At 64.0% G+C, this 17,834-nt stretch carries 21 protein-coding genes and 2 tRNA genes; 5 read left to right on the forward strand and 18 right to left on the reverse strand.

Annotated elements, in window-relative coordinates; genetic code table 11:
* The first annotated feature begins 4 nt into the window (after window positions 1-4).
* Window positions 5-793 (forward strand): DUF1365 domain-containing protein, encoded by a 789-nt coding sequence (locus ABIG06_RS09110; RefSeq protein ID WP_370135738.1) that lies wholly within the window; start codon window positions 5-7, stop codon window positions 791-793.
* Window positions 794-796: 3 nt separating this feature from the next.
* Window positions 797-2,014, forward strand: coding sequence for an SAM-dependent methyltransferase (locus ABIG06_RS09115; protein WP_124159433.1), 1,218 nt, complete (start codon window positions 797-799; stop codon window positions 2,012-2,014).
* Between the two features lie 172 nt (window positions 2,015-2,186).
* Here the strand turns inward: ABIG06_RS09115 and ABIG06_RS09120 are convergent, their stop codons facing one another.
* The 11 genes from ABIG06_RS09120 to ABIG06_RS09170 form a co-directional block, all read right to left on the reverse strand.
* Window positions 2,187-2,966, reverse strand: a complete 780-nt coding sequence (locus ABIG06_RS09120) for a DUF2182 domain-containing protein (RefSeq protein WP_370135741.1) — start codon at window positions 2,964-2,966, stop codon at window positions 2,187-2,189.
* Between the two features lie 60 nt (window positions 2,967-3,026).
* Window positions 3,027-3,659 (reverse strand): DUF1326 domain-containing protein, encoded by a 633-nt coding sequence (locus ABIG06_RS09125; protein ID WP_370135744.1) that lies wholly within the window; start codon window positions 3,657-3,659, stop codon window positions 3,027-3,029.
* Between the two features lie 243 nt (window positions 3,660-3,902).
* Window positions 3,903-3,978: transfer RNA gene (locus ABIG06_RS09130), tRNA-Phe, on the reverse strand.
* A 186-nt stretch (window positions 3,979-4,164) separates the two neighbouring features.
* Window positions 4,165-4,347 (reverse strand): DNA gyrase inhibitor YacG, encoded by a 183-nt coding sequence (yacG, locus tag ABIG06_RS09135; RefSeq protein WP_124159436.1) that lies wholly within the window; start codon window positions 4,345-4,347, stop codon window positions 4,165-4,167.
* Window positions 4,348-4,493: 146 nt separating this feature from the next.
* Complete coding sequence (locus ABIG06_RS09140) at window positions 4,494-5,123, reverse strand: Maf-like protein (protein WP_124159437.1); 630 nt, start codon at window positions 5,121-5,123, stop codon at window positions 4,494-4,496.
* Window positions 5,124-5,278: 155 nt separating this feature from the next.
* On the reverse strand, window positions 5,279-5,746 hold the full coding sequence (locus tag ABIG06_RS09145) for a low molecular weight phosphatase family protein (protein ID WP_370135747.1): 468 nt from the start codon (window positions 5,744-5,746) through the stop codon (window positions 5,279-5,281).
* Between the two features lie 71 nt (window positions 5,747-5,817).
* The gene (locus tag ABIG06_RS09150) at window positions 5,818-6,315 is read right to left on the reverse strand and encodes a UPF0262 family protein (RefSeq protein WP_124159439.1); all 498 of its coding nucleotides are present in this window, start codon (window positions 6,313-6,315) and stop codon (window positions 5,818-5,820) included.
* Window positions 6,312-7,607, reverse strand: coding sequence for a histidinol dehydrogenase (hisD, locus tag ABIG06_RS09155; protein ID WP_370135750.1), 1,296 nt, complete (start codon window positions 7,605-7,607; stop codon window positions 6,312-6,314). Before hisD ends, ABIG06_RS09150 begins: the two co-directional genes overlap by 4 nt.
* 148 nt (window positions 7,608-7,755) lie before the next feature.
* Window positions 7,756-8,199 carry a DUF2948 family protein gene (locus ABIG06_RS09160; protein WP_124159441.1) on the reverse strand — a complete coding sequence of 148 codons (444 nt, stop codon included), beginning with the start codon at window positions 8,197-8,199 and terminating at the stop codon, window positions 7,756-7,758.
* An 82-nt stretch (window positions 8,200-8,281) separates the two neighbouring features.
* Window positions 8,282-8,941 carry an NAD(P)H-binding protein gene (locus ABIG06_RS09165; RefSeq protein WP_370135753.1) on the reverse strand — a complete coding sequence of 220 codons (660 nt, stop codon included), beginning with the start codon at window positions 8,939-8,941 and terminating at the stop codon, window positions 8,282-8,284.
* Between the two features lie 26 nt (window positions 8,942-8,967).
* Window positions 8,968-9,906 carry an SDR family oxidoreductase gene (locus ABIG06_RS09170; protein WP_370135756.1) on the reverse strand — a complete coding sequence of 313 codons (939 nt, stop codon included), beginning with the start codon at window positions 9,904-9,906 and terminating at the stop codon, window positions 8,968-8,970.
* 89 nt (window positions 9,907-9,995) lie between these two features.
* On the opposite strand from ABIG06_RS09170, the gene ABIG06_RS09175 reads away from it, so the two are divergent.
* Entirely contained in the window at window positions 9,996-10,634 is a 639-nt protein-coding gene (locus ABIG06_RS09175) for a TetR/AcrR family transcriptional regulator (RefSeq protein ID WP_124159444.1), read from the forward strand.
* A gap of 6 nt (window positions 10,635-10,640) precedes the next feature.
* On the opposite strand, the gene ABIG06_RS09180 is transcribed toward ABIG06_RS09175, so the two are convergent.
* From ABIG06_RS09180 to ABIG06_RS09200, 5 genes are all read right to left on the reverse strand, one after another.
* Window positions 10,641-11,465, reverse strand: a complete 825-nt coding sequence (locus ABIG06_RS09180) for an alpha/beta fold hydrolase (protein ID WP_124159445.1) — start codon at window positions 11,463-11,465, stop codon at window positions 10,641-10,643.
* A 121-nt stretch (window positions 11,466-11,586) separates the two neighbouring features.
* Window positions 11,587-12,096: a hypothetical protein gene (locus ABIG06_RS09185; protein WP_370135760.1), complete on the reverse strand. Its 510-nt coding sequence runs from the start codon at window positions 12,094-12,096 to the stop codon at window positions 11,587-11,589.
* 190 nt (window positions 12,097-12,286) lie between these two features.
* Complete coding sequence (locus ABIG06_RS09190; protein WP_124159447.1) at window positions 12,287-12,595, reverse strand: EthD family reductase; 309 nt, start codon at window positions 12,593-12,595, stop codon at window positions 12,287-12,289.
* Between the two features lie 135 nt (window positions 12,596-12,730).
* Window positions 12,731-14,437, reverse strand: coding sequence for an FAD-dependent oxidoreductase (locus ABIG06_RS09195; RefSeq protein WP_370135763.1), 1,707 nt, complete (start codon window positions 14,435-14,437; stop codon window positions 12,731-12,733).
* 38 nt (window positions 14,438-14,475) lie between these two features.
* Window positions 14,476-14,664: a hypothetical protein gene (locus tag ABIG06_RS09200; protein ID WP_370135765.1), complete on the reverse strand. Its 189-nt coding sequence runs from the start codon at window positions 14,662-14,664 to the stop codon at window positions 14,476-14,478.
* A gap of 316 nt (window positions 14,665-14,980) precedes the next feature.
* Here ABIG06_RS09200 and ABIG06_RS09205 point away from each other — a divergent pair.
* Both ABIG06_RS09205 and ABIG06_RS09210 read left to right on the forward strand, forming a co-directional pair.
* A tRNA-Thr gene (locus ABIG06_RS09205) sits at window positions 14,981-15,055 on the forward strand.
* Window positions 15,056-15,148: 93 nt separating this feature from the next.
* On the forward strand, window positions 15,149-15,499 hold the full coding sequence (locus ABIG06_RS09210; protein ID WP_124159449.1) for a RidA family protein: 351 nt from the start codon (window positions 15,149-15,151) through the stop codon (window positions 15,497-15,499).
* A gap of 1,054 nt (window positions 15,500-16,553) precedes the next feature.
* Here the strand turns inward: ABIG06_RS09210 and ABIG06_RS09215 are convergent.
* Window positions 16,554-17,048: a Crp/Fnr family transcriptional regulator gene (locus tag ABIG06_RS09215; RefSeq protein ID WP_370135768.1), complete on the reverse strand. Its 495-nt coding sequence runs from the start codon at window positions 17,046-17,048 to the stop codon at window positions 16,554-16,556.
* 139 nt (window positions 17,049-17,187) lie between these two features.
* Window positions 17,188-17,817 carry a ferric reductase-like transmembrane domain-containing protein gene (locus tag ABIG06_RS09220; RefSeq protein WP_370135771.1) on the reverse strand — a complete coding sequence of 210 codons (630 nt, stop codon included), beginning with the start codon at window positions 17,815-17,817 and terminating at the stop codon, window positions 17,188-17,190.
* Between the last annotated feature and the right edge of the window lie 17 nt (window positions 17,818-17,834).

The following is a 17,834-nucleotide window of genomic DNA, read 5'->3' on the forward strand; positions in this document are numbered from 1 at the left end:
CACGATGGTCCGAACGAACCCGGCGAAAGCGGATAATGCGATAGCGCCCGCCGCGCTCTACTGCGGAAAAGTGATGCACGCGCGATGGCGGCCCGTGCAGCACAGGTTCAGCTATCGCGTGATGAGCCTGCTGATCGATCTCGACCGGTTGAACGAAGCAGACCGTCAGTCCAGGCTGTTTGGCGTCAATCGAGCAGCACTTTTCAGCTTCCACGAGCGCGATCACGGTGAAGGCAAGAGCCCGTGCCTCGGCCGGTACGTCCGAGGACTGGCAGCGGAGCGCGGCATCGATCTCTCCGGAGGCCGCATTCTCCTTCTCTGTTATCCCCGGGTTCTGGGCTACGTGTTCAACCCGCTTTCGGTCTATTTCTGCTATGGCGCGGCCGGCGATCTCGCGCTGATGATCTACGAGGTCCGCAACACCTTCGGAGAGATGCATTCCTACATCCTGCCCGTGCAAGATGCGCGACCAGGCTGTACAATACGACAAAGCCAGGCGAAGGAGTTTTACGTTTCACCTTTCATGGAGATGGAGACGCATTACCGCTTCAGCATTTCTCCGCCCGAGCAAGATGTGAAGGTCAGAATCCTGCAGGCAAGCGAGCAGGGCGCGATGTTTGCGGCAGCGTTCCGCGGACGGCGCCACCCTCTGACCAGCCCCTCGCTATTGGCGACGCTGTTCGGTCTGCCCTTCCTGACTTTCAAGGTGATCGCAGCCATCCACTGGGAAGCGATGCGGCTTTGGCTGAAAGGTGCTCCGTACGTGCGCCGTTTGAAACAACGCGAGATTTGAACCATGGACCTCGCAGCCACGCGTCAGGCCGCTCAATTCGATGGTGTCCCATTCCTTGCCCGACTGGCACTGCGCCTTGCATCGCAGATCAGGTACGGCACGGTTCATGTGCGCCTTCCCGACCAGAGAACCGTCGCGTTGCGCGGTCGGCTTCCGGGTCCTTCGGCCACGATAGAACTCAACAATTACCGGTTCGCGCGCAGCCTCGTCATGGGTGGCGACATCGGCATGGCCGAGGCTTACATTCGAGGCGATTGGACCACGCCCGATCTCACCCAGCTTCTCTACGTGTTCTGTCTCAACGAAGAGCTGGTCGACAGTGCCTTTGCCGGGAACATGCTGGTCCGGTTCTGCCGGCGGGTGCTTCATCGACTGCGCCGGAACACAAGACAGGGGTCGAGGCACAACATCCATTCGCATTACGATCTCGGAAACGAGTTCTTCGCTGCGTGGCTCGATTCGAGCATGACCTACTCGTCGGCTCTGTTCCCGGCCGAGACAGCCGACCTGCCCGCTGCTCAACATCACAAATACGAACAACTGGCGAAAGCCATCGAATTGCAGCCCGGTCAGAGCGTGCTCGAGATCGGGTGCGGTTGGGGCGGCTTTGCCGAGTTTGCCGCGAAGACTTACGGCGCGAGCGTGGTGGCCCTGACCATCAGCAAGGAGCAGCACGAATTTGCCCGTCGACGAATCCACGAAGCCGGGCTCGCCGAAAAGGTCCAGGTCCGGTTGCAGGATTATCGCGACCAGGAAGGTCATTTCGACCGCATCGTCTCAATCGAGATGATCGAGGCCGTCGGCGAGCAATTCTGGCCAGCCTACTTCAATCAGCTGAACCGGCGGCTCAAGCCGGGCGGTCTAGCAGGCATCCAGGCCATCACTGTCCGCGACGAGCTCTTTGACAGCTATCGGCAGCGCGTGGACTTCATCCAGAGGTACATCTTTCCGGGAGGGATGCTCCCCTCGACGAACATCCTGCGCTCGCTCGGCGAACGCTTCGAGGTGCCTGTCATTCGCGAGCGCGTGTTTGGACAGGACTATGCGAAGACGATCGCACTCTGGCGCGAGAACTTCGGCAGGGCATGGAGCGACCTGACCTCGCTCGGGTTCGACGAGCCCTTCCGCCGGCTGTGGGAATATTATCTGTGCTACTGCGAGGCGGGGTTCAGGGCCGGAAAGATCGACGTGGGGCAGTTGATATTTGCCCGTCAAAGCTGATGCGTTTCAGGGCGCGGCGACGCCCTTCTGCAAGGGTGCAGTATCTTGGAGCATGATCCGGAGAAAGTGCGCAGCAATTTTCCGAAAGGATCATCCTCAAACAAGCATCCAAAGCGCGACGACGATTCATCCCCGTCTCATCGCGCTTCAGCAGCGCTCGCGGTATCGGGCCTCACACCGCGCGCGCAATAACGATCGCCCCGGACAGGATGAGGATCGCACCTGCCGCATAGCTCAATCTTCGGCCGAACGGCAGCAGCTTCTCGCCGGCGACATAGAGCATGAGGCCGATGATCCAGACCAGGTTCATCACGCCGCCGACAAACAGCAAGGCCATCAGAAACCAACAGCAGCCGACGCAGTAGCTGCCGTGGCGCAGCCCCATGCGGAATGCCCCGCGCGTGCCGGGCCGCCAATGCCCGCTGAGAAACAACAGCGGGCTCTCGCAGTACCGCAGGCAGGCGCGCTTGAGCGGCGTGAACTGGTAGAGCCCCGCGGCTAGCAAGATGACGCCGCCCAGAACCGCGCTGGTGCTTGCCATCGCCATCGACAGGAGGCCAAGGCGTTCAAGTGCCCATTGTGCCAGGACGGCAGCGAGACTGAACCCGGCCCATGTCACGAGGTATCCGGCGAGAAAGATCCAGGCATCGATTGCCGCGCGAGATGCAGTCTCGTGCTTGTGCCTGATCGCCGCGTACAAGAGGACGGTGGGCCCCGCGCTCGGCGCCATCATCGCGATCATCATCACCCACCACATCGCGAACAGCAGCGCGGCAGAGCGCAGCGTCCACGGCATCGGCGCCATGTTCGGCATCTCGGCCATCATGTCGGTGTCCATGCCGGCGCCGCCCGCGAGATAGGCCCAGGCGAGCGCCGCCACGGCGGCGGTCCCGATCGCGACGATCAAGCGATCGCGGTGGAGCAGATGTTCCAGTATCGAGCGCTCCTGCATCGACTTGTCCGTAGCGATGAGGAACTGACACCGAGATCTTGTGCCGGTGTCAGCGCCGCATCATGCCGCAACGCCGTCGGGCGTCTGCACGACATTGGCGAGCGAGCTATGCGTACCGCGGGTCTCGAACGGGATCGCGCCGGTCGAGCGGATGTTGGCGGATGCGACCTCGGCCGCCCGATGTTCGAACCCCTCGGGCATGACCACCTGGATGCGGTGCGGATCACCGGTCACCGGGTTCTTGATCGGCTCGACATCGGTCTCGAGCACGCCCTTGGCGACGAGTCTTGCAACGCGTCCGTCTTTGTCGAAGGAGAACTCGAACGGCACAAACACCGGATCGTGGATCTTGGTTACGATCATGCTGACGATCTGGAAAAGCGTGCCTTCGGCCGAATGCTTGCCGGAAAAGATATCGAACAATGCCTGTCGCTGCTCCCCCGTGGCGCGTTCGTCGATGATGGGCTGGATTGTCCCGTTGCCCTCATGCAGCGGGCCAGGGAAATCGACCGTGATCGCAAAGCAGAGACCATCGAGCCTGGTCCCTTCGAAATGTCCCTTGGCGATCCGCATGGCGACCATTCCCTTGCAATAGCCTTGGGTCGGCCGTGCGTTGAAATCGCAGGGGCAGCCAAACGCGCAGGTGCAGTTCTTCATCCATTCGCCTTCGAGACGCCAGTCCGATGCAGCCATGGCACATCTCCTGATGTGAGCGGGGACGCGGCAGCCGTCGACGAATTTGTTCAGCGTTGGTGTCGAGGCAATGCGACAAGGCGCGAGCGGGATCGAGGTCCGATCAAAAGGCCGGCATCGCAGAAGAGTTGGTGGCGAGCTGCCGTTTACCAATGGCGGGGATCATAGCAGCGGCAGCCGGGCTCGTATAGCGAGCGAGGGTGGTGGCTCAGCAGCAGCCGCATCTCGGGAATGTCAGGGAAATGGTGCCCAGGGGCGGAATCGAACCACCGACACTGCGATTTTCAGTCGCATGCTCTACCAACTGAGCTACCTGGGCGTGCTCCAAGAGAGGGGCCAAAGCCCATCGAGCGGGCGGTTTATAGTGGGCTCGGGGCGGCCTGTCCACCCGGCTTCGCCAAGAGGCTTCGCCGGGCGCGGCCCGGCTGTGTACAAGCCGGACCGGCCTTGCCGCGGCGGGCGCGGGATGAAGCGATCATCCGGTCATCGAATTGAAATTACTTGATTATTCAACGTCATCCACTTCGTCGTCGCGGCCGGGGATGACGTAGGAGCCCTTCAGCCAGCGGTTCAGGTCGACGTCGCGGCAGCGCGAGGAGCAGAACGGGCGGGTGGGCTGCGCCTGCGGCTTGCCGCAGATCGGGCAGGTCTTGAGGGGGCCGGCTCGCTTTTCGATCTGGTCGTCCATGGGAATGCGCGGCTTACACGGGGTGAGGGAGTTCAAGCGCCTGTCGGCAAAGGGGTTCCTGCCAGCAACGGCGCATGCGCCGCCGCCGGGACCCGGCCGGGCCATTCTACTGTGCATGGGGTTGTTTTCGTGATTTTTATCGGCGCTCACACGGACGTGGTGTTGAGCCAGCCGAAGCGGATCGGAAAACCTTCGCCGCCGAGCAGCGTCGTGGTCTCGTACAGCGGCAGACCGACGACGTTGGTGTAGGACCCCACCATCTTCACCACGAAGGAGCCGGCGATGCCCTGCACGGCATAGCCGCCGGCTTTGCCCCGCCATTCGCCGGAGCCGATATAGGCCTGGATGTCCTCCTCCGAGAGACGCTTGAAGCGCACGCGGGTCTCGACCAGGCGCTGGCGGAACGCCTCGCGCGGCGTGACCAGGCAGATCGCGGTGTAGACGCGGTGGTTGCGGCCCGACAGCAGCCGCAGGCATTGCGCGGCCTCATCCACCAGATTGGCCTTGGGCAGGATGCGCCGACCGACCGCCACCACGGTGTCGGCGGCGAGAATGAAGGCGCCGCGCAGCTCGTCGTCGAGCTGCACCGATTTCAGCGCCGCATCCGCCTTGGCACGGGCAAGGCGGTTGGCGCAGGCGCGCGGCAGCTCGCCCCGCTTCGGCGTCTCGTCGACGTCGGCCGGCCGGAGGGTGTCCGGCTCGATGCCGGCCTGGTTGAGCAGCGACAGGCGGCGCGGCGAACCGGAGGCAAGTACGAATTTGGGGCGGCCGAGCATCAGGTGATTTGCGGGATGAAGCGGGGGGTGAATTGCGCGCGGAACCTATCGGAAGGGGGCTGATTTCACAACCGGGAACCGGAGGTTTGGTGATTCGAGCCTCTCGACATGGCTGTGCCTGCATCCTGTGACGACGGTGTTACGAACACCGAATGCTAGCCGCTCGCCGCGCCCGACTTGGCGAAGCGCCGGCGGATGCGCATCAGGAGCTGATCGCAGACCTCGCGGTAGGCAGCGAGCTTCTGGTCGCGGCTGCCTTCGATGGTGGTGGGATCCTGCGTCGGCCAGTATTCGACCTCGGCCGCGAGTGTCCGCGTCAGCTCCAGCGCCTTGTGATGCGCCTCGGGCGAGAGCGTGATGATGAGGTCGAAATTCAGCCCCTCCCAGTCCTCCAACTCCTCGAAGGTCTGCGGCTTGTGGGCCGAGATGTCCTGGCCGAGCTCGGCCATCACGGAGACTGCGAACGGATCGAGCTCGCCCTTCCTGGTGCCGGCCGACTTCACATAGAGGCCCTGCGGAAACATATGCAGCAACAGGTTCTCGGCCATCGGCGACCGGACGCTGTTCATCGCACAGGCGAACAGCACCGATTGCGGATCGCGTGCGCGTGGCGGACCCGCCATCGCGCTCAACCTCTTTTGATAGAGGGCATGGCCTTGTCGGAAAACCGCTGCACACTTTTCCGGGCCATGCCCTAACCCTTCCAGTGCAGGACGGTAATGAGGGTGAACAGCCGGCGCGAGGTCTCGAAATCGACCCGCACCTTTCCCTTCAGCCGCTCCTGGAGCGTGCGCGATCCCTCGTCATGGATGCCGCGGCGGCCCATGTCGATGGCCTCGATCTTGTCGGGGGTCGCGGTGCGAATCGCCTGGTAGTAGCTGTCGCAGATCATGAAATAGTCCTTCACGATCCGCCGGAACGGCGTCAGCGACAGCAGGTGCGCGACGACAGGCGTGCCGTCCTCGCGGCGGATGTCGAACATCAGCCGGTTGCCGGTGATGCCGATATGTAGCGTGAACGGGCCCTTCCCCTCCGCCCCCTCGGGCGCGAACAAATTCTGCTCGATCAGGTCGTAGATCGCGATCGCCCGCTCATGCTCGATATCCGGCCCGGAACGGCCGATCGACTCCTCGTCGAGCGTGACCGCGACGATGCGATTGGCCGAGTCGTCCTGTTCGGGCGGCTTTGTCATGACAGATTGAGGCGCAATCCAATCGAACGCGAATGGGCGTCCAGCCCCTCCGCTTTGCCCAGCGTCATCGCGGCCGGACCCAGCGCACGCAATTGATCGGGTCCGCATTTCAGGATCGAGGTGCGTTTCATGAAGTCGTGCACCGAGAGCCCCGAGGAAAACCGTGCCGAGCGCGCCGTCGGCAGCACGTGATTGGAGCCGCCGACATAGTCGCCGATCGCCTCGGGCGTATGGGGGCCAAGGAACACCGCGCCGGCGTTGCGGATCTTTGCGGCGAGCGCGTCGGGATCTGTGGTCATGATCTCGAGATGCTCGGCAGCGATGGCGTCCGCGAGCGGGATCGCGTCGGCAAGAGTCTTCACCATGATGATGGCGCCGAAATCGGCCCAGGAGCTGCCTGCGATCGCGGCGCGCGGCAGCGTCTTCAACTGCGCCTCGACCGCCTTTTCCACATCGGCGGCAAGGCGAGCGGAATCGGTGATCAGGATCGACTGCGCGCTGGCATCGTGCTCGGCCTGCGCCAGCAAGTCGGCGGCGATCCAGTCGGCATTGCCGGTATCGTCGGCTATCACCAGCACCTCCGAGGGGCCGGCGATCATGTCGATACCGACCTTGCCGAACACCAGCCGCTTTGCGGCGGCGACATAGGCGTTGCCGGGGCCGACAATCTTTGCGACCGGCGCGATCGTCGCCGTGCCGTGCGCGAGCGCGGCGACGGCCTGCGCGCCGCCGACACGGTAGATCTCGGTGACGCCACCAAGATGCGCGGCCGCCAGCACCAGCGGATTGAGCCTGCCGTCCGGCGAAGGCACCACCATCACCAGGCGCGAAACGCCGGCGACTTTCGCAGGCACTGCATTCATCAGCACCGAGGAGGGATAGGCCGCGGTGCCGCCGGGCACGTAGAGGCCGGCGGATTCGATCGCGGTGTAGCGCCAGCCGAGCTCGACGCCGAGCGGATCAGTGAAGCGCTCGTCCTTGGGAAGCTGACGGCGATGATAAGTCTCGATACGGTCCCGCGCGAGCTTGAGTGCATCCAGCGTCGCGGCATCGCAGGCCTTCTCGGCGGCTTCGATCTCCGCGGCGGAGACGCGCAAGGAGGATGCGTCCAGCGTCAGCCGGTCGAACTTGGCCGTGGCTTCGAGCAGGGCGGCATCGCCACGCCTGGCTACGTCGTCGACGATCACGCGCGCGGCGGCCTCGACATCGGCCGAAGCCTCGCGCTTGGCGGCAAGGAAGGCGGCGAATCGCTGGTCAAAATCGGCGCTGCTGCGGTCGAGGCGAACGGGCATGTTTCGCTTGGCTTCTGGCTGGTATTTTGGGGGCGGATCGGCGCACCGGGTCCCCCTGCTCAATGGCGCGGCGGGGAAGCTGCGTCAACCCTCGGCAGATGCCGTTCCGGCGAGGGCCTCAGCCCATTTGGCTGGTATACCGGCCACTTCACCCCTCCCCCTCGATGCCCGTTCCCAGCGCGTCGCCCCCGAGGTCGGTCAGCTCGCATTCCAGGCACTCGACGTCGAGGCGGATGGCGCCGCCCTGTGCGAACAGAAGCAGGGCGCTGCCGCCGGGCTCCTCGTGGCGCCCGTCCTGGGGATGAAATTCAATGCCGACGAGGTCGAGCACCTCGTCCGGCGCGGTGAGGTCGATGTTGCGCGACTTGCAGGCGAGCACACGGTCGAAACGGAGCGCAGCGACCAGCCGGCGTGGCTCGGCCTCGCCCTCCAATGTCTGCTCCCAGTCCAGCCGGCTCATTCCGACCACGAGCCGCTTCTCGCCCTGCCGCCAGATGATGTCGGAGGTCTGGACACGGGCGTCCTGGACATGGGTCGAGATCACGGCGAGGTCGTCGGCATCGAGCGCGATCAGTTTGAGCTGGGGCGACATTGCCGACGCTTCTCCTTTGGAGGGGACAGGGCTCAACGCGCGCGAGCGCCGAAATTTCCGCACAAACTAACCGGCCGGCAGGTCAGAGGCTATTGATATCCTCCATCTCCAGCACCCTGCGCGGATACCCCTCCCGGGCAACGCGGATCATGGCGCGTCCGATCTGCTCGGTCGAGGTCACGAGCCGCGGCGAAATCCGGCGCAGCACCAACCAGAGCGGCCCGCTCACGGCATAGACAGCCTGCACCCAGGCGGTCTTGGACCGGGCGCCGTGAAGGGGCTGGATGGCGCCGGGCCGGAACATGTACGCAGCCTTGAACGACGGCTTGAAGAGATCGTTCTCGGTCTTGCCCTTGATCCGCGCCCACATCCGCCATCCCTGCTCGGTCGAATCGGTGCTGGCGCCGGTGACATAGGTGAAGACCATCTGCGGATTGAGCCGGGCCAGCGTCGTCGCAGCCGCGAGCGTGAGATCATAGGTGAGGTGGCGGTAGCGCTGCTCGCTCATGCCGATGGAGGAGACGCCGAGACAGAAGAAGCAGGCATCGAAGCCGGCCAGCTGCGGCTCGATCGCCGAATAGTCCATGAAATCGTTGTGGATGATCTCGGTGAGCTTGGCTTTGCGCACGCCGGTCGGGCTGCGGCCGACCACGAGCACACTTTCGATGCCGGTGTCGACCAGGCATTCGCGCAAGACGCCCTGCCCCACCATGCCGGTCGCGCCGAAGATGACGACCTTCATCGGGAAGTCTCCAGCGGCCTCGCGGCTCATGCGGCGGCCGCGATCTCGTCGAAGGATACGCCGGTCAGCGCTGCCGAGGCATCCCACAGCATGGCTGCCGCCGCGAGATCCTGCGCCTGCGGCATGATCCTCGCCGGCCCGGGTGATCCCTTCAATTCGTAAAACCCGTTTGGACCGTAATAGCCGCCGGGCTCGGCGTCCGGAGAGGTCGCTGCAAACAGCGTTGGCAGCGCGCCTTCGGCGGCGGACTGACTGATCAACGGCTGGAGCAGCCGCCCGATCCGCCACTGGAACGTGTCGATGCCCGGCCCGTTCGCGATGAGATCGGTCCGCGCATAGCCCGGATGGGCGGCAAGGCTCGTCAGGCCCCAGCCGGCGGCAAGACTGCGACGCTGCAGCTCCAGCGCAAACATCAGCATCGCCAGCTTGGATTGGCAGTAGGCGCGCCACGGACGATAGGAATGCCTGCTGTGCAGATCGTCGAAATTGATCGCACCGGAGCGGTGCGCAAGGCTCGAGAGATGGACGACGCGAGGCGCCTTGGCACGGCGAAGCTGCGGCAACAGCCGCGCCGTCAGGGCGTAGTGACCGAGATAGTTGGTGCCGAGCTGCATCTCGAAACCATCCTCCGTCTGCTGCCGCTTCGGCGGTGCCATCACGCCGGCATTGTTGACGAGGAGATCGAGCCGTTCGTTGTCGGCGGCAAAGCGCCCGGCGAAATTGGCGATGGAGGCAAGGCTTGCGAGGTCGAGATGCTCGTAGGCGATCAGAGCGTCGGGAAACCGCTCGCAAATGCCTTCGATCGCCCGCAGGCCCTTTGCGTCGTCGCGGCCGGTGAGTATGACAATGGCACCGGCGCCCGCGAGCGCCATCGCCGTCTCGTAACCGAGCCCGCCCGTCGCGCCGGTCACGACGACGGTCTTGCCGCTGAGTGAGGGAATGCCTGCCGTGCTCCAGTCGGTCATGCCATGTCTCCGCGGCTTTCAGGGGTGGAAAAGGGCCCGCAACCGGTCTAAATGTGCACTGAGTGCAAATTTGCAAGAGGTGAAATGATTTGAAGGCTTCGAAGGTCGCCGGGAAAGGCGTCAAGTCTTTGTCCGCGGAAGGAAAATCCCCGACCGCCGGCCTGCGCGAGCGCAAGCGGCAGGAGACCCGCGAGCGGCTGACCCGCGCGGCGATGACCTTATTCCTCGAGCGCGGGTTCGAGGCCACCACCATCGACGACATTGCGGCGGCAGCGGACGTATCGCGACGCAGCTTCTTCCACTATTTCGCGTCGAAGGAGGACGTGGTCGCCGCCTGGCAGGAGGGCGCAGCTGGCACGCTGGCCGCCGAGATCGTCGCCCGGCCCGCGGACGAATCCATGCTGACAGCGGCGGAGAACGCGATCGCGGCGGCAGTCAAACGGCTCGATCCGGCGGAAGCCGCAGCGATGTCGCGGCTCAAGCGCGACAATCCCGCGCTCCGGGCGCGCGACCAGCTCAAATACGAAAAGCTCGAGCGCGCGCTGGCCGACGGACTGGCACAGCGCGCCCGCACCAAATCGGACCGACAGAAGGCGCGGCTCGTTGCGATGATCGCCACCGGCGCCATGCGCGTCGGCGGCGAGAGCTGGATCGGCGAAGGCGCGCGGGAGAAGCCGGAAGCTTTCGTCAGGCGCACCTTCGATGCGATCAGGGCAATTTTGGAGTGAGGTCTCTCACTCCCTGAAAAATGCCAGCAGGTCGGCGTTGATGGTTTCGGCGTGCGTGGTCGGCATGCCGTGCGGGAAGCCCTTGTAGGTCTTCAGGATGCCCTTCTTGAGCAGCTTGGCCGATAGCGGCGCGGAATCGGCGTAAGGCACGATCTGGTCGTCGTCGCCGTGCATCACCAGCACGGGCACGTTGATCTTCTTGAGGTCCTCGGTGAAGTCGGTCTGCGAGAACGCGACGATGCCGTCGTAATGCGCTTTCGCGCCGCCCATCATGCCCTGGCGCCACCAGTTCTGGATCACCGCTTCCGACGGTTGCGCGCCGGGGCGGTTGTAGCCGTAGAACGGACCGGCAGGGAGGTCGCGATAGAATTGCGTGCGACTGGCAGCGAGCTGCTTCTGGAGATCGTCGAACACGCTCTTCGGCAGGCCTCCGGGATTGGCTGCGGTCTGCACCATCAGCGGCGGCACGGCCGAGAGGATCGCGGCTTTCGCCACCCGGCTCTCGCCGTGGCGCGCAATGTAGTGCACGACCTCGCCGCCGCCGGTGGAATGGCCGACATGGATGGCATTCTTGAGGTCGAGATGCGCCGTGAGCGCGGCGAGATCGTCGGCATAGTGATCCATGTCGTGGCCGTCGGCGACCTGCGCCGAGCGGCCGTGACCGCGGCGATCATGGGCGACGACCCGGTAGCCGCATGTGACGAAATACAGCATCTGCGCGTCCCAATCGTCCGACGACAACGGCCACCCATGGCTGAACACGATCGGCTGGCCTGCGCCCCAATCCTTGTAGAAGATCTCGACGCCGTCTTTGGTGGTGATGGTGGGCATGGATTGCTCTCTTTCGATGGAAATTGGCACGCGCACAAGCACTGGCCGGTGATCATCAGATGGTCATGCGATGTCTGAAATCGACGCCTTGCATCGATCCGGAACGTTGAGAATCCTGTGATCAGGCAAACGCCATTGGCCTGAAGCGGCGCCACGCCCCGATGGTGAGCACCACGAAGAACACCAGCACGATGCCCTGCACCACGGCGAACACCGGACCCGACGGCGGCGCCGGCGGCACGGCCGGTGCGAGCGCGGCAAGCGCCGGCACCTTCAGGAACGACTGGATCACCAGCACAAAGACGTTGAAATAGAGCGAGATCATCGCGGTCACGATATAGACCGGGCGCCACACTCCGGCGAGCTTCATGCCGTACAGCGCGATGCAGGCGATCGCGAGCAGCACCAGCGAGATGATGCCGATGATGTGCGATGGCAGCAGCTCCTTGAACGGAAACAGAAAACCGGTGGCGCTGGTGAGGATCGTGGTCAGCAGGAAGATGGCGGTGAGGGCCGGCATCGGCTTCGAGCCAAGCAGGCCGAACATCACGACGAGGCCGGCGACGATGGCGATCAGGCTGATGATGACATGGATCAGCGTAAGGGCGGGCAGACTCAACCCAAGGACCATGGCATCTCTCCTATTCTCCGCATTGAGATGATGAGAGTAGTATTACGGTCCTCATGGGATTGCCACCTGCGTTGGCGTCGCATGCGGAAGCACGGCCATGCGTCATCGTGCGAATCGACAAACGCATGGCTGAATTTTTTGCATCGCCGTCGCGAAGGAAGGCAGTCCTCGACGAAAGTTGAAGCGATCTTCACACTTCCTTGGTGTCGAAGATCAAGAGGTCGGCCCCGCCACTGGCGAACTTGGGCACGTCGGCGCCGGTCGCCTTGCCTTCCGGACTGGCGAATGCCGCCTGAATGTCGGCCACGCTGTCGAAGGTGAGAATGGCGACGAGATGGATGCCGGAAGGACCGGCGGGAGATGCGACCGGCCCCTTGCTGACGGCGTATTTCTTCAGGCCGGGAAGTTTCTTGGCGAGCGGGATGTGCGTCTCGGCATAGTACTTGTCGAAGGCGGCAGCGTCCTTGGGCGTCTTGTACAGCACGACGATTTCAGCCATTTGGTCCTCCCTTGGGAATCTTTGTTTTTCTACGCGCGGTTGGCCCCGCGCCGAGCGATAGTCTGTGGGACGCAGCAAGATGGCAAGCCGGATTCGGCTTGCTATCTCCTTGCCATCTCCTTGTCTTCTGCGTGCCTAAAGCGCCGGTTTTGCGGCGTCGCCGAGATAGCCGTGCAGGGAGGCGACGACCTGCGCGCCCTCGCCGATGGCGCCGCCGACGCGCTTGACCGAGCCGGAGCGGACGTCGCCGACGGCGTAGACGCCGGGCACGGAGGTCTCCAGCGGCGCCACAAGCTTGCCCTGGTTCTGCTCGGACTGCGCGCCGGTCACGACGAAGCCGCCGCGATCGAGCGTCACGCCGCAGCCGTCGAGCCAGGAGGTGGCGGGATCGGCGCCGACGAACAGGAAGAGATTGCGGATGTCGGCGAAATCCTCGTCGTCCGACAACCGGCTTTTCCAGCGGATGCGCCGCAGCAACGAAGCTTCGTCGCCCTCGAGTGCCGTGATCTCGGTATTGAACATCAATTCGATGTTCGGCGTCGCTTCGATGCGCTCGATGAGGTAACGCGACATGCTGGCACCCAGGCCACCGCCGCGAATGATCATCAGCACTTTTTTTGCGTGACCCGACAGGAACACGGCGGCCTGCCCTGCCGAATTGCCGGCACCGACGAGGGCCACCTCCTCGCCGGCGCAGAGCCGCGCCTCGACCGGCGAGGCCCAGTACCAGACGCCGCGTCCCTCGAACTTGTCGAGGTTTTCGATCTCCGGCCGGCGATAGCGCGCACCGCTCGCCACCACCACCGCCCGCGAGCGCAACGGATCGGCGCCGTCGAGCGCCACCGAAAATGCGCCATTCTCGCGCGTGCAGTCGAGCGACTTCACGGTCACCGGAATCATGATGTCGGCGCCGAACTTCTGCGCCTGCGTGAAGGCGCGCGCGGTCAGGGCCTGGCCGGAGATGCCGGTCGGAAAGCCCAGATAGTTCTCGATCCGCGCGCTGGCGCCGGCCTGGCCGCCGAATGCGCGGGTGTCGAGCACGGCGACCGACAGCCCTTCGGACGCGGCATACACGGCGGTTGCGAGCCCGGCGGGTCCACAGCCGACGACCGCAACGTCGTAGATGCGGTCGCCCTTAGCGCCGCCGATCATGCCGATGGCGCGCGCGAGCTCGGTCTCGTTGGGATTGCGCAGCACCGCGCCATCAGCAGTGACGACCAGCGGCCAATCTTCGGGCTTCGGCAAATACCGCGCGATCAGTTCGGCCGCATCGCGATCGCGATCGGGATCGAGCAGATGATGCGGCTGGCCGTTGCGGGTGAGGAACCCCTGCAACCGCACCACGCCGGCGGAGTTCGATGGTCCGATCAGCACGGGGCCGCCGGCGCCGTCCTGGATCAGATTGACCCGGCGCAGGATCAGCGCCCGCATGATGCGCTCGCCGAGCTCGGCCTCGGCGACCAGCAGCGCGCGCAGCCGGTCCGGCGGCAGCAGCAGCGTCTCGACATCGCCCTCGGCGCGGCCGTCGACCAGCGCCGGCTGGCCGGAGAGCTGGCTGAGCTCGGCCAGGAATTGCCCCGGCCCCTGGTCGATCACCGGGGTGACGTGACCGAGCCCGTCGCGCTGGGTGATCGCGACAAGGCCCTTCAGCACAACGAACATGCCGGGGCCGGGCTTGCCGGTCTCGAACAGCAACTCGCCATCCACGAAGGTGCGGATTTCGCCGAAGTGCCTGATCCGTTCGATCTCGGCCGGTGTCAGCGCCGGAAAGGTCTGCTCGGGGCGAATGAAGCGCGACAGCTGCGCGTCACGGTCGGTTCGTTGCGGTTCGTCCTGCCCCATGGCCACCTCATGCACTCCAAAATTCGAGCCGCCAGCCTTCAACTTCCGGTCTTGCCGGCGGCCCCCTCATCTAGGGAACCATCTTCGTTCTGCGAGGGGCCGGTCGTTGCGGCGCGTTCGCGGGCCTGCAGCTTCCGCCGCTTCAGGTTCTCGCGCAGGGCCGATTTCAGCCGGTCATCCCGGGACACCCTCGCTTGCCTCGCGCTCTTGTCAGTCTCGTCAGCCATCACGGATCCATCACAGCAACCGGCAGCAGGATGCCACCGAAGTGTGGCAGCTCAAGAGGCCGACGCGATCCGATCGTGCGAAACGCGAAATGGAGCGAATCCGGCGTCCCCGGCAACTGGCCAGTTGGCCGGGGATATCGGACCCCGAATGGACGGAAAGCTAGGAGTTTCAAGCCAAAATGGGCATTCTGGCCCTGATATCGGCCCGATTTTCTCATTTTGGCAGGACTTGCAAGCTTGCACAGGAGGGGGGCTTGTGGCAGATATCGGCCCGCTTGGTAGGCCCCCTCGGGCGCCCGATTCTTCACCAGCACATGCTGCCGTAGCTCAGTGGTAGAGCACTCCATTGGTAATGGAGAGGTCGACAGTTCAATCCTGTCTGGCAGCACCACCTATCCCCATTGAAGCGAGCCTTATTGAAACAAGCCTTATTGAAACAAGCCTTGCGCCTGGCCAGCGAGCCCGCAACTCCCCGGATGCCATCGTGATCAAACGTTCCCTGCCCTATGAAGGACTGCTCCACGAGATCGTCGAGCATAATGGCGTGCTCTATCTCGGCGGCATCGTCCCTGAAGACGCGGGGCTCGATATGGCGGGCCAGGCGGACGATGTGCTGCGCCAGTTGAAGACCCTGCTTGGCGGGGCCGGCTCCGATCTCTCCTGCGTTCTGCAGGTGACGATCTTCATGGCTGATCTCGCCGACAAGGCGGCATTCAACCAGGTGTGGAAGCGCTATTTCACCGCGGACCATCTGCCGGCGCGCGCCGCCATCGGCGTTGCGGATCTCGGCCCCGGCGTCAAGCTGGAGCTGACGGCGATCGCAGCTCGCCGCTGATCCTTGCGACATCGGCAAGGCGAGAAAGCTCGGTCATTCCGGTGTTCACACATGAAGCAACCTTCTCGCGGCGCGAAGCGTCCGAGTTTTGCTGTTGACCCTCTCCAAGTGAAGAGGGAGCAGGGAAGGCCGGGTGCCGGCTGGCACCCGTGATCCGCCGCGCGAAGAATTTGCACACGCAAATGCGCAGGCGGGACGACAGGTGGGCCGGAAAACACCCGGCCTTCCCTGCGCGATGGTTTGACGGCTTATGCCTGCTCTCCCCGGAGCCGAGTTCCCTCTGGCCTCCGTCACCTCGCGAATTGGCGATGTCCCCAGACCCGGTTGAGCCCCGACCCATCTCCGCAAGGCTCGACCGTAGCAACGACGGTCAGGACCACACGGTTTTGCCGCACGCAGCCGGCCCGGCTTCGCCGGACCCGAGCGCCGTTCGTCCGCACGCAGTCGGGACCTCACGAGGTTCATCTCGCCCTGGTCCCACCTCGCGTGCCCGGCGCTGCCGCGTCCACCGCATCCCCGCCCACGTTCGTGACGACGTACGATCGCCCCTCTCCTCGGGCCGGGAAGGCAGGAATATGGCGCAATTCCGAATTTCGGTAAAGCGGAATATTTTCGCGAGAGGGGATTGACGTGATTTTGGGAGAGGCGGGTGTTTTGCCTGACGGGTCAGAAGTCGTTGCGATCGATATCCGCTACGGTGGCGCTTCTCCGCAAAGATGCAGACGTTCTGTCCTTTTGACCGCCGAATTCATGGTGATAGTATCGTAACCTGCGGTCATTCCGGGAGGACACCATGGAATGGTTTGACCGGCTGTTTGGAAGGACGTCGTCGCCTCCGACCCGGCTCTTTGCGAGATTCAGGCGGACGTCGAGGGCACCGACTGATTCCGACCTTCTGAAAATCGCCAAAGACCGGAAAGGGCATATCTCGCGAAGAGCCGTGCGAGATGAATATAATCGGCTTGTCTTGGAGAAGTACGCGCACGATAAGTCGTGATTTCCAAGACCGATCGAGCCTTGCTCAGTGGCGAAACGTGATGGTTTCGCAACGGCCCTACCCGTCCTGCGCACCATCAATTGAGCTAGCCACCTGCAATGCCGCGAACCGATCGTCTGACCGTCGCAGCCGCCGGCACAGCTCGCGATTGATGTTCTGCAGGATGATCACATAGGCGTGGATATCGGTCTTATAGCAGGCGTAGAGCTTTTGGACCGTCAGCTCGTACAGTTCGGTCGGGCTTTCCGCCACCACCGTGGCGGAGCGGTTTTGCATTTCGATCAGCGTCATCTCGCCGAAGAAATCACCACGCTCCAGGCCGGAAAGCGGGATGACACTGCCCGAACTGGCGCGTTTGCTCACCGCCAGCCGGCCCGATTTGACGATGAACATCGAGCGTCCCGGCCCGCCCTCCGCGACGACGGTCGCTCCGGCATCGAAGCGGCGCTCGACCAGCATTGAAATCAGGAGGTCGAGGCTCGGCTCCGGGAGACCGCCGAAGAACGGTGTGGTGAGGAGGAAGGCTTTCAGATCGGGATCGCTGGCGGCCATTGCGCAAGGATATGCGCCCTCGCCATCTGCGGCAAGCAGAGGACACCGGCGCTGACGCCGCCCAATGAATGAGGCTCAATGTGTTCGATCAGGTGTGTTCGATCAAGGAGGTCTGCGACGCGCGGTCAGTTCCGCGCGTTTACTGCCGCGCAACACTCTCGCCGCGAGGCGTCTGCCGTCTCCAGAGGTCGATCAAGACCTTTGCGGTGACCGCAAGGACGAGCACGCACAGCGCCGCTTTCGAGATTGTTTCCATCGTCCCCTCGATCAGCAGGCAATGTACCACGCTGCCTGCGACGATGACGATCGCGAGGGGGATATGGATGATGCGCCAGGTTCGCAGCCGCAGTCCCAGCCGACGGCGCAGCAGAGCCAGAAGCGCGACGATGAAGACGGCCCACATCGCGGTAACGCCGAAGGGGGAGAACGGCGTCGGCGATGCGAAGAGAAGCGCGTCGATCATGTCGGGCGGGCTGGTGATCCAGAGGCCGGCGACATGAATCACAATCGCCACAGCAAGCGTGCAGCCGATCCAGAGATGGGCGCGCCGCCGGCGATAGGCCGACAGGCCCGGCAAATATCCGCCGATCAGCAGAGGCTGCACGAGCACGAGACCGAGGGCGACGATCCCTGCGAAGCCGGCGAGAATGTAGACCGGGCCGCGCCATGCGAGTTGCTCGCTTGCCGCAGCAGCGGCGATCGGCACGCCGACAGCCAGGGCAAGGGCACCCCAGATCAGGAATGCCCGGGCCGATCCCCACCGCTTCATTTGCAAGTCAGCTTTTG

Origin of the sequence: Bradyrhizobium sp. USDA 326, assembly GCF_049739485.1 — a bacterium.
Classification (GTDB): Bacteria; Pseudomonadota; Alphaproteobacteria; order Rhizobiales; family Xanthobacteraceae; genus Bradyrhizobium.

What these genes read in the sequence shown, in the direction of transcription:
- ABIG06_RS09185 (WP_370135760.1), bottom strand. Translation starts at nt 12,096, where the DNA reads ATGGTCCTTGGGTTGAGTCTGCCCGCCCTTACGCTGATCCATGTCATC.
- ABIG06_RS09180 (WP_124159445.1), bottom strand. Translation starts at nt 11,465, where the DNA reads ATGCCCACCATCACCACCAAAGACGGCGTCGAGATCTTCTACAAGGAT.
- ABIG06_RS09145 (WP_370135747.1), bottom strand. Translation starts at nt 5,746, where the DNA reads ATGGCGGGTCCGCCACGCGCACGCGATCCGCAATCGGTGCTGTTCGCC.
- ABIG06_RS09125 (WP_370135744.1), bottom strand. Translation starts at nt 3,659, where the DNA reads ATGGCTGCATCGGACTGGCGTCTCGAAGGCGAATGGATGAAGAACTGC.
- ABIG06_RS09190 (WP_124159447.1), bottom strand. Translation starts at nt 12,595, where the DNA reads ATGGCTGAAATCGTCGTGCTGTACAAGACGCCCAAGGACGCTGCCGCC.
- ABIG06_RS09160 (WP_124159441.1), bottom strand. Translation starts at nt 8,199, where the DNA reads ATGTCGCCCCAGCTCAAACTGATCGCGCTCGATGCCGACGACCTCGCC.
- ABIG06_RS09215 (WP_370135768.1), bottom strand. Translation starts at nt 17,048, where the DNA reads ATGGCCGCCAGCGATCCCGATCTGAAAGCCTTCCTCCTCACCACACCG.
- ABIG06_RS09170 (WP_370135756.1), bottom strand. Translation starts at nt 9,906, where the DNA reads ATGACCGACTGGAGCACGGCAGGCATTCCCTCACTCAGCGGCAAGACC.
- ABIG06_RS09140 (WP_124159437.1), bottom strand. Translation starts at nt 5,123, where the DNA reads ATGCTCGGCCGCCCCAAATTCGTACTTGCCTCCGGTTCGCCGCGCCGC.
- ABIG06_RS09150 (WP_124159439.1), bottom strand. Translation starts at nt 6,315, where the DNA reads ATGACAAAGCCGCCCGAACAGGACGACTCGGCCAATCGCATCGTCGCG.
- ABIG06_RS09120 (WP_370135741.1), bottom strand. Translation starts at nt 2,966, where the DNA reads ATGCAGGAGCGCTCGATACTGGAACATCTGCTCCACCGCGATCGCTTG.
- ABIG06_RS09110 (WP_370135738.1), top strand. Translation starts at nt 5, where the DNA reads ATGGTCCGAACGAACCCGGCGAAAGCGGATAATGCGATAGCGCCCGCC.
- ABIG06_RS09220 (WP_370135771.1), bottom strand. Translation starts at nt 17,817, where the DNA reads ATGAAGCGGTGGGGATCGGCCCGGGCATTCCTGATCTGGGGTGCCCTT.
- ABIG06_RS09200 (WP_370135765.1), bottom strand. Translation starts at nt 14,664, where the DNA reads ATGGCTGACGAGACTGACAAGAGCGCGAGGCAAGCGAGGGTGTCCCGG.
- hisD (WP_370135750.1), bottom strand. Translation starts at nt 7,607, where the DNA reads ATGCCCGTTCGCCTCGACCGCAGCAGCGCCGATTTTGACCAGCGATTC.
- ABIG06_RS09195 (WP_370135763.1), bottom strand. Translation starts at nt 14,437, where the DNA reads ATGGGGCAGGACGAACCGCAACGAACCGACCGTGACGCGCAGCTGTCG.
- ABIG06_RS09165 (WP_370135753.1), bottom strand. Translation starts at nt 8,941, where the DNA reads ATGAAGGTCGTCATCTTCGGCGCGACCGGCATGGTGGGGCAGGGCGTC.
- ABIG06_RS09115 (WP_124159433.1), top strand. Translation starts at nt 797, where the DNA reads ATGGACCTCGCAGCCACGCGTCAGGCCGCTCAATTCGATGGTGTCCCA.
- yacG (WP_124159436.1), bottom strand. Translation starts at nt 4,347, where the DNA reads ATGGACGACCAGATCGAAAAGCGAGCCGGCCCCCTCAAGACCTGCCCG.